Source organism: Pectobacterium sp. CHL-2024, from assembly GCF_044751765.1.
Lineage (GTDB): Bacteria > Pseudomonadota > Gammaproteobacteria > Enterobacterales > Enterobacteriaceae > Pectobacterium > Pectobacterium brasiliense.
In genome coordinates, this window is sequence record NZ_JBIXKO010000035.1 from 1 (window position 1) to 8,193 (window position 8,193).

General features: G+C 50.6%; 6 protein-coding genes. All 6 read left to right on the top strand.

Features of this window, described 5'->3' with window-relative positions:
• Positions 1–1,204 (top strand): type VI secretion system tip protein TssI/VgrG (gene tssI / locus ACIPUG_RS21260; RefSeq protein WP_226302551.1); only part of this gene is annotated, 1,204 nt, incomplete at its 5' end.
• A 9-nt stretch (positions 1,205–1,213) separates the two neighbouring features.
• Entirely contained in the window at positions 1,214–2,587 is a 1,374-nt protein-coding gene (locus tag ACIPUG_RS21265; protein WP_039530125.1) for a PAAR domain-containing protein, read from the top strand.
• Positions 2,588–2,667: 80 nt separating this feature from the next.
• Positions 2,668–3,366, top strand: coding sequence for an ankyrin repeat domain-containing protein (locus ACIPUG_RS21270; RefSeq protein WP_400340100.1), 699 nt, complete (start codon positions 2,668–2,670; stop codon positions 3,364–3,366).
• 152 nt (positions 3,367–3,518) lie between these two features.
• Entirely contained in the window at positions 3,519–4,475 is a 957-nt protein-coding gene (locus ACIPUG_RS21275; protein ID WP_039530118.1) for a DUF4123 domain-containing protein, read from the top strand.
• Entirely contained in the window at positions 4,472–5,389 is a 918-nt protein-coding gene (locus ACIPUG_RS21280; protein WP_400340095.1) for a DUF4123 domain-containing protein, read from the top strand. The genes ACIPUG_RS21275 and ACIPUG_RS21280 overlap by 4 nt, the downstream gene beginning before the upstream one ends.
• Before the next feature lie 20 nt (positions 5,390–5,409).
• Positions 5,410–8,193 (top strand): DUF6531 domain-containing protein (locus ACIPUG_RS21285; RefSeq protein WP_400340097.1); only part of this gene is annotated, 2,784 nt, incomplete at its 3' end.

Sequence of the window (8,193 nt, forward strand, 5' to 3'; positions counted from 1 at the left end):
TGCGCTGCGCTCAGGGGCGGTGACGAGCGAAGGGGAATCCAACTGCGCGGGGCTGATGCCGGGTAACACCTTCACGCTGACGGAGCACCCGAATGCGACGCTGAATGCGGTCTGGCAGACGGTGAGCGTGACGCACGTCGGGCAACAGCCGCAGGCGCTGGAAGAGGAAAGCGGCGGCGAACCGACGACCATGAGTAACAGTTTTGCCGTGGTGAAAGGCGCAACGACGTGGCGTGCTGCCATGCCCTACAAACCGATGGTGGACGGCCCGCAAATCGCCACCGTCGTCGGCCCAACGGGGGAGGAAATCTACTGTGACCAGTATGGTCGGGTAAAACTGCAATTCCCGTGGGATCGCTACGGCGCGAGCAATGATCAAAGTTCCTGCTGGGTGCGGGTCAGTCAGGGCTGGGCGGGCGGGCAGTACGGCATGATTGCCATCCCGCGTATCGGCCATGAAGTGATCGTCAGTTTCCTTGAAGGCGATCCGGACCAGCCGATTGTCACCGGGCGTACTTTCCACGCCACCAACCCGACGCCGTACGTTTTACCAGCACATAAAACGCGTACCACGCTTCGTACCGATACGCATAAAGGCAGCGGCTTCAACGAACTGCGTTTTGAGGATGAGGCGACGCGTGAACAGATTTACTATCACGCTCAGAAAGATATGGATGGTGTTATCAACAACATCCACCGGCAGAGCGTAGGGCGCGATCAGCACCTCAGCGTGGATCAGGATCAGTTCCAACGGGTCACGCGTCACCGCCACCGAACGATAGGCAAGGATGATTTTGAAAACATCGGTCAGGATCATCATCAGGAAATTGGCCGGAGTTTTATTCAGAAAATTGGTGCTTCATTCAAACGTTTCATCGGCGGTGGGGAGATTACCCGTATCGAGGGGAGCCGTCAGACCACGATGTCCGGTTCTGAAGAGACGCTGATCGGTGCGCACCAGCGCGTTCTGGTGAATACGGACAGCTACCTGAAAGCTGCGGATATCGTGCTGGAAGCGGGACAGGCTCTGACCATCAAAGGGCCTGGCGGCTTTATCAAGATTGATAGCGCGGGCGTCACGATTTCCGGGACGATTGTGAAAATCAACGATGGCGGTGCGGCTGGCGTAGGGACTGCGCCAGTATCCATTACGCCAGAAGATCCGACGAAGCCTACGCTGCCCGATGCGCCAGACAGACGTTAAGGAGGAACTATGCCAGGTGCTGCACGTCTAGGTGACAGCTGCGCGGGGCACGGCTGTTTCCCCGCCACCCCGATAATTGAAGGTAGCGGTGATGTCATTATCAATGGCAAACCAGCCGCCCGTAAAAGCGATGCGGTTTTACTCCACGCTTGCCCCTGCCCGAATGTGCCCCACGGCGTGCACAATCGGGCGATATCCGCGGGCTCCGGTACGGTCATCATCAATGGAAAGCTGGCTGCGCGTATCGGTGATGCGATCGGCTGCGGCGGCTCGGTTGCTGCTGGCAGCGGGAACGTCATCATTGGCGATTCGCCCTATCAGTCCCCAGTGAAGCCGTGCGCCGAGCAATCGGCAAAAAGCCGCGCCCCTCTGCTGGCATTGACGCCAATGCTGTTGCCGACGTTAATGGAGTGGGCGTCGGTCGCCGAGCTGCCCATTCTTGATGACCTGCTCTCCGTCGCCCAGCGTAAAGATCGCTATCTGGCGCGTGCCAAATTGGCGACCGAGGCGGCAACGCTGCCGGGATTAGCCGATGCGGCAAAGCGACTGGCGTTTAACAACGACAGCATCTTACGCGCCGAAGCGGCTCAGTACGTTTATTCGGTCGATGAGTTCCGACGAGGGGTGCTGGATAAACTGCCGAAAGCACCGGTTGGATTGGAACTGCTGGATGTCCAAAAACTTCCGGGTTTGACGGACAATGACTTCATGGATAAGAAAACAGGGTTTGGTTCTGCACTGTTTAAATCAGCGATTAATGGCGAAACCATGTTGACCTACCGGGGCACTAATAATGCGGTGACGGGAGTGAAAGATTGGTTGACTAACGCCACTCAGGGTATGGGATTTGAAGCTGCGCAGTACAAACAAGCAATGGATCTTGCGACTCAAGTCAAAGATCTGATACCAAATCCTCCACCTGTTATTGTTGGTCATTCTCTGGGGGGCGGGTTAGCCTCTGCTGCTGTCAGTGCGACAAAACTTCCCGGCTATACGTTCAATGCCGCAGGATTACATGAGAATACGGCCTTGCGAGGTGGTGGTGCGACATTGGCAGAAACGGCGTCATTGATTAAAACACAAGCGGTCGATGGCGAGATATTAACCATGGTGCAAACTTACGGTAAGGCTTTGATTCCAGGTTTGCTATCCGGTGCGGGCGCATTGATTGGCGGAACCGCCGGCGCGGCGATTGGTGGTGTTATCGGTGTTGCAAAGCTACTGGGAGGGGGGCTGCCGAAAGCCAGCGGTGATATGATGGCGCTTCCCGCAGTAGGGGGCTCGCCGATTGCTCGCCACGGTATGGATCAGGTGATTGCGGGTATTGAAAGCCAGAAAAAGGAAGATATCGGGAAGATAACCAATACATTCAGGGGAATATAATGCAATGGTTGGCACGTATAAAATGGGTAGGCGTCGTTATTCTGGGATTATTAACCGCTTGTCAGGCAGGAGGACACAGTATGCGGGCGAGTGAACTTTTTGAACCGCCTGTGGTGGCGGTGCTGGAAAGCATTCAAAAAGGTGACGAATCAGCCGCTCGTCATCAACTGTCGCAGGGCGTTAACCTGAATATTCAGGGAAAAGAAGGCGTCACGCCGCTGCTGTGGCTGATTTATGAGACGAAGGATAAAAAGGCCGTCACGCTGGCACTTAAACTGGGTGTCGATCCAAACTATAAAGACGGATTTGGCGACAGCGCAGTTAATTCCGTGGCGGGAGCCAAAGATCCGGACTGGCTGCGCATTATTCTAGATGCAGGTGGAGATCCGAATGCAATTGGTCGGCGTGGTCAGCCTGCAATATTTAGCGCCATTAATGAGCAACGGTGGATTGATATTAAGCTACTCCTTGAAAAAGGGGCTGATCTGAATTTAGAAGATCAAAATGAAAGAAATAGTGCGCTTTATGCTGCTTATGTAAATGAATACGAAATTGTTTATTGGTTGATTGAACAGGGCGCAAGTTTCGATACCTATTCTTCAACTGGTAGTAGCCTGGCGTGGCGTGTGCACGACAGCTTATCCATTATGTCCCCTAAATCTCCCCACTATCCTTGGGCGCTGAAGGTAAAACAGCTGTTACTGGAGCGGGGCGTTAAATTCCCACCGCTGTCACCTACTGAAGTTCGGGAGCGTTGGGAAAAAGGGCTGCCAGTATAGTTTTATTCTCCGTTTTATTATGTATTTTGCGTCATAAAAATAAACGGCATGTCTCGACCCGATAATTTTCGTGATTATCGGGTCGTTGCTGCGATTATCAATACACGCTCATCGTATTAAAAATTATCTCATTTATTCACAGGCAAATAACGATGATGGCAAACGGTTCTACTCTGTTTGAAATCAGCCAGTTTAATGCGCCGTTGTTCGCTATTATCTCGCCGTTGAATTATCCCCAACTACCGGAATATTGGCAGGCTTTTCAACCTGCTGCGGCGGATATATGGCAACAGCTGCAATTTGGCAAGGATGCCGAAAACTGGCAGATGTGGGCGCCTATTGTGGTGAAAATAGAAGAAGGCAAACCAGGAGAAACACTGCTGCATTGGCTGGCTGAGACACAGCCGGAGCGGCATGGTGGCGTGATGCTCATACATGGCGACCTGACATTGCAGCAGGTGGCTGATTTTTGGCAGCAGCGTATTTCCTGCTTCTGGCCTGATGGCACTCGAGCGCTATTTCGTAGCTATGCGCCAGACGTTTTATCGGCCTGGTGGTCTACCTTGGATCTTGCGGCACAAACGGATTTTCTCGGCCCGCTGAATAACCTGTATTTGCCCATCGTGAATAGTGAACGTGGGGAGTATCAGCTATTCGCACAGCAGGATGTTAATAAAGAAAAAAAGAACGATATTAATCAAACGTACCACATTACATTAACGCACTATCAATATTACCTTCTCGCTAATGATAATCGTCTACACCGACTGGCGAATGAACTGTTTCTTTTTGTCAGTGCACAATGTGTTTTTCCTCTGGATATTGAAATAGTAAAAGCACGCTTTATTAGCGGCATTGCATTAGCTGAGAACTATTACCCGAAAGCCAGTGAAACGGAATGTGAAGCCTGGTCCGCTCATCGCTGGGTGCTCGGCAGTGAATTCTATTTGCACCCGATCTTTATTCATCTAACTGAACGTTATTCGATCGCGGACAGTATTCGGATTTTTAAATCTGAGCCTGAACGTATTGAGAGTGTGCAGCTTAATTACCATCGCCCCGGTTGGATGCGGGGAGAGTTACCTGACATACCGGAGGTCACGCTGTGAGTGTATCGCAACCTTTCCTTGAACTGCTGCCGGAAGATGACGCCGTCTGGCAAACGCGTATCGCTCAGGGCGGCTGTTTTGTTATCGCCGAAGCGTCGATGAACGATGCTGTGCCGTGGCTGGCCGAACGCTGGGGGGGCAGCCTGGAACAGACGCGTTTGTACTGGGGAGAAGCGGGGCGCGTTCATGCCTCGGTATCGCCCTATTGCATCCCGCTTCATGCCTCTAACTGGTCGCAGGTGAAAGAACACATCATCACTCAGCCGGGCTGGGGAATGGGGTTACAGATGGAATGGTTTATGCAGACATATTCACCGCTCGATCAGCTGCTTGAGGTGACGAAACATCTGCGACAGTGGAGCCTGGTGACTTCACCTTCTGGGGAGAATGCCATCCTGCGCGTGGGTGACTGGCAGGTGATGAATCAGCTGTTATCCGCCAGTTCCGCACAGGAAGCCTGTGCGCTCTATGGCCCGATAGCCAGCTTCTGCGATATTTCCCCTGACGGCGCGATACGTGCCTTAAGTCTTACCGCCCGCGAACCACACTCTATTCCTGACATCCTGCCTCGCCAACTGAGTGACGAACAATGGCAAGCCATCATGGTGCCTTACGGGCATCACAATCTGGCGCGCTATATGGAACATCTGCGTGCTTACCATGTTGACTGGCAAAACGCGCCTGATGATGAACTAGAGGCGTTTACTTATCAGCAGGCGGAACAGGCGAGGAGCCGCGGCTTTAATAACGACCGCGATATCGTGCGCTGGCTGGCACTGGCGACAGAACTCTCGCCGGAGTTCATGCATCAGCCTTGGGCAAAAAACATTCTGGTACAGGCTGAATACATTGGCACGCAAAGCCGTATGGATCGCCTGTATCAGGCAGCTATTGACCACCTGGACGAAGCATAAAATAAAAAGGACGTCATTTCATGAGTCAGGATAAGCAGGATTCATTACTCCAAAGTAGTGCCGCGGCGAAAAAAGAGTTTTCAACGGATAAAATCATCCAAGGAGGGTGTAAAGAATGTGAGTGTGAAACCTTTGTTCAATATGTCTACTCGTCAGGGGATCCTGTACCAAATGCTCCTTTTGTTTTAACCGATAGTAAAGGGAATAAAACGGATGGGCAAACGGATGAAAATGGGTACTTTAAAGTCCAAAATATGGCGTGTAGTACTTATCAACTTGATATTCAGGAAGGTTCCGATGATTTTGATTCCCCTGATACCGTAGAAAATAACCCGGTACTTCAAGCTAATCCCGCTCATGCAGCATTAGCAGGAGAGTATTTTACCCTTTATTTACTACTGCATAAAAAAGGGATTGTAGAGTACGACGCTGAGGACAGTGAACGTTATGATGAAGTTAATGTTGATGATAGTACATGGAGTGGACGATTTTTTTCTAATGTCGAAGATAAATATCAACTAGCCTATGACCGTTTTCAAACGTTAAAAAAACAGATTAATGCAGGGGATCGTGAATTTAAGCGGGCAGTTAATAAAATCCATCATAGTTTGTCGGCAGAAGTTGCCGATCAGACAACAGAAACAGCGGTTTTGCTACTTTGTCAAATTATTCTCGGTTTTATCCCTGTTGTTGGTCAGGCCCCCGATGTTTATTTTATTGGTGAGTGGTGTTGGGCTGCCTATAAAAAACCAGATAACCTGGAGGATAACTACTTTCTGGCTGAAGGTGCACTGAATATCGTAGGTGTAATTCCAGGTCCTGGACATGCGCTAAAGATTGCAGGTAAATCTGTTGTCCGTGCAATGAAAGCATTAGAGAAAAGTGCATTGGATAATCAGGCCGTTCAGCTGGCTGTTCGTGAAATTAGAAATCTATCTAATGGTAATATTGTCAGATGGTTAATAGACTTCGCTGAAAAAATTAATAAGGAAGCTAAAGAGGCTATAAAGCTGCTCAATAAAATCATTACGGCTATTGAACTGATGGTGAATAACGCCACAAGTTCAGCAAAAAGTTGGATTGTTGCATTTGCAAAAGATAGTTTTTCTGCGATTTGTGGTGTTATTAAAAAATTAATTGGCAAATTTAAAGAGATTATTGATGCAATTATCCAGAAAGTTAATACGTTTATTGGGAAAATTATTACCAGAAAATCTGGAACAGCGGTAGGTAAAGATAAGGCGGCAAAACCTGAAATTAAGATAGCAGATAAAACACCGTCAGATGTTGATGGCACTCCCGGTCATGCGTCATCTACGGCTAGTACGGCAGATGGAAAGACCTGCTCTACATCAAATAAATGCCAAGGTGAAGGCGAACCGGTCGATATGGCGACAGGATATATGGTGGAGTGGCGTACTGATTTCCAACTAGCGGGTATTTTGCCGCTGGCGATGAAACGCTATTACCGGTCTGGTGGTGAGAGGAAATCAGGTTTATTAGGATCGCTATGGCGCAGTAACTGGGATATGAGCCTGACACTTGAAGACGGTGTGGTGACACTGACTGACGGTGAGTTCAATCAGGCGATATTTGTTTTGCCTGTCGAGGGGGAATGTTCCCGTTCTCCATCTAACCCGCAGTGGCGATTGACCCGCCAACAAGGGCGATTGATTCTGCAAGATGCAGGTGGTTTGCACTATCGGTTTGAGCACGCCAGAGGGATGGAATTATGTCTAACATCCATAGAAGATAGTCAGGATAACCAGATCTCGCTTATTTGGGAGTTTGGCGTATTACGCTGGGTGGCTTTGCCTGACAAGCGCCTGATTAATGTGGAAACCCGTCGTCAACGTATTACTTGTTTAACGTTATGTGATGCTAATCGCAAGCCTTTGAAAACACTGGCTAGCTATACCTATGACAGTAGCGGGCATTTACTGAGCGTGCGAGCGGATGAAGGACACAACTTTGACTATCGCTACTCGCCGGAAGGTTGGCTGCTGCGCTGGTCGGATTTAGCGTCGACCTGGGTTGAGCATGATTACGATAAAAAAGGCCGTGTAATACGTGACAGAACCTCGGAAGGCTACTGGCCGGGTCACTTTGAATACGACGATGACACCCTGACCAGCCATTACCACAGCGGATTTGGCGGGGTGATCAGCTATGTGCGTGATGAGCGTAATAATATTCTGTTAAAGCGTACACCCGATGGTGGTGAGATCCGGTTCGAATGGGTGGACAACCAACTGGTGGCCGAGACTGACCCGCTGGGGGGACGTACTGCGTATCAGCGTAACGATTGGGGACAGGTGACCGAGGTTACTCTCCCTGACGGTGCGACGCATCAATATGAATATGATGATAACGGACAACTGCTGGCCTACATCGACCCGCTGGGCAGCGAATGGCATTACGAGCGTAATGCGGCCGGGCTGGTTATCGAGGTGAACGACCCGGAAGGGCGGGAGTGGCTGTACCGTTATGGTGACACGGGACAGCTGTCGACGGTGATAGGCCCGGACGGTGTGTTGCAGCGTTATCACTATAATCGTCGTGGGCTGCTGAGCAGCCTTGAGCGGGATAATGCACCACCGGTGATGTTCCGGTATGACGATCTTGACCGTTTGACAGAGCGGCATATCGGACATGAAGCGGGCGTACAGGTTAGGCGCTGGGAGTATGACGGCGTGCGCGAGTCTCCGTCGAAAGTGGTGTACGAAGACGGCAGCGAGACACGGTTTGGTTACGATGTGGAAGGTAACCTGACGGCGGTAACGGATGCACTGGGGCAGCGCTAC

Excerpts from the sequence above, each read along its gene's own strand:
- ACIPUG_RS21265 (WP_039530125.1), top strand. The coding sequence starts at position 1,214 with ATGCCAGGTGCTGCACGTCTAGGTGACAGCTGCGCGGGGCACGGCTGT.
- ACIPUG_RS21275 (WP_039530118.1), top strand. The coding sequence starts at position 3,519 with ATGATGGCAAACGGTTCTACTCTGTTTGAAATCAGCCAGTTTAATGCG.
- ACIPUG_RS21270 (WP_400340100.1), top strand. The coding sequence starts at position 2,668 with ATGCGGGCGAGTGAACTTTTTGAACCGCCTGTGGTGGCGGTGCTGGAA.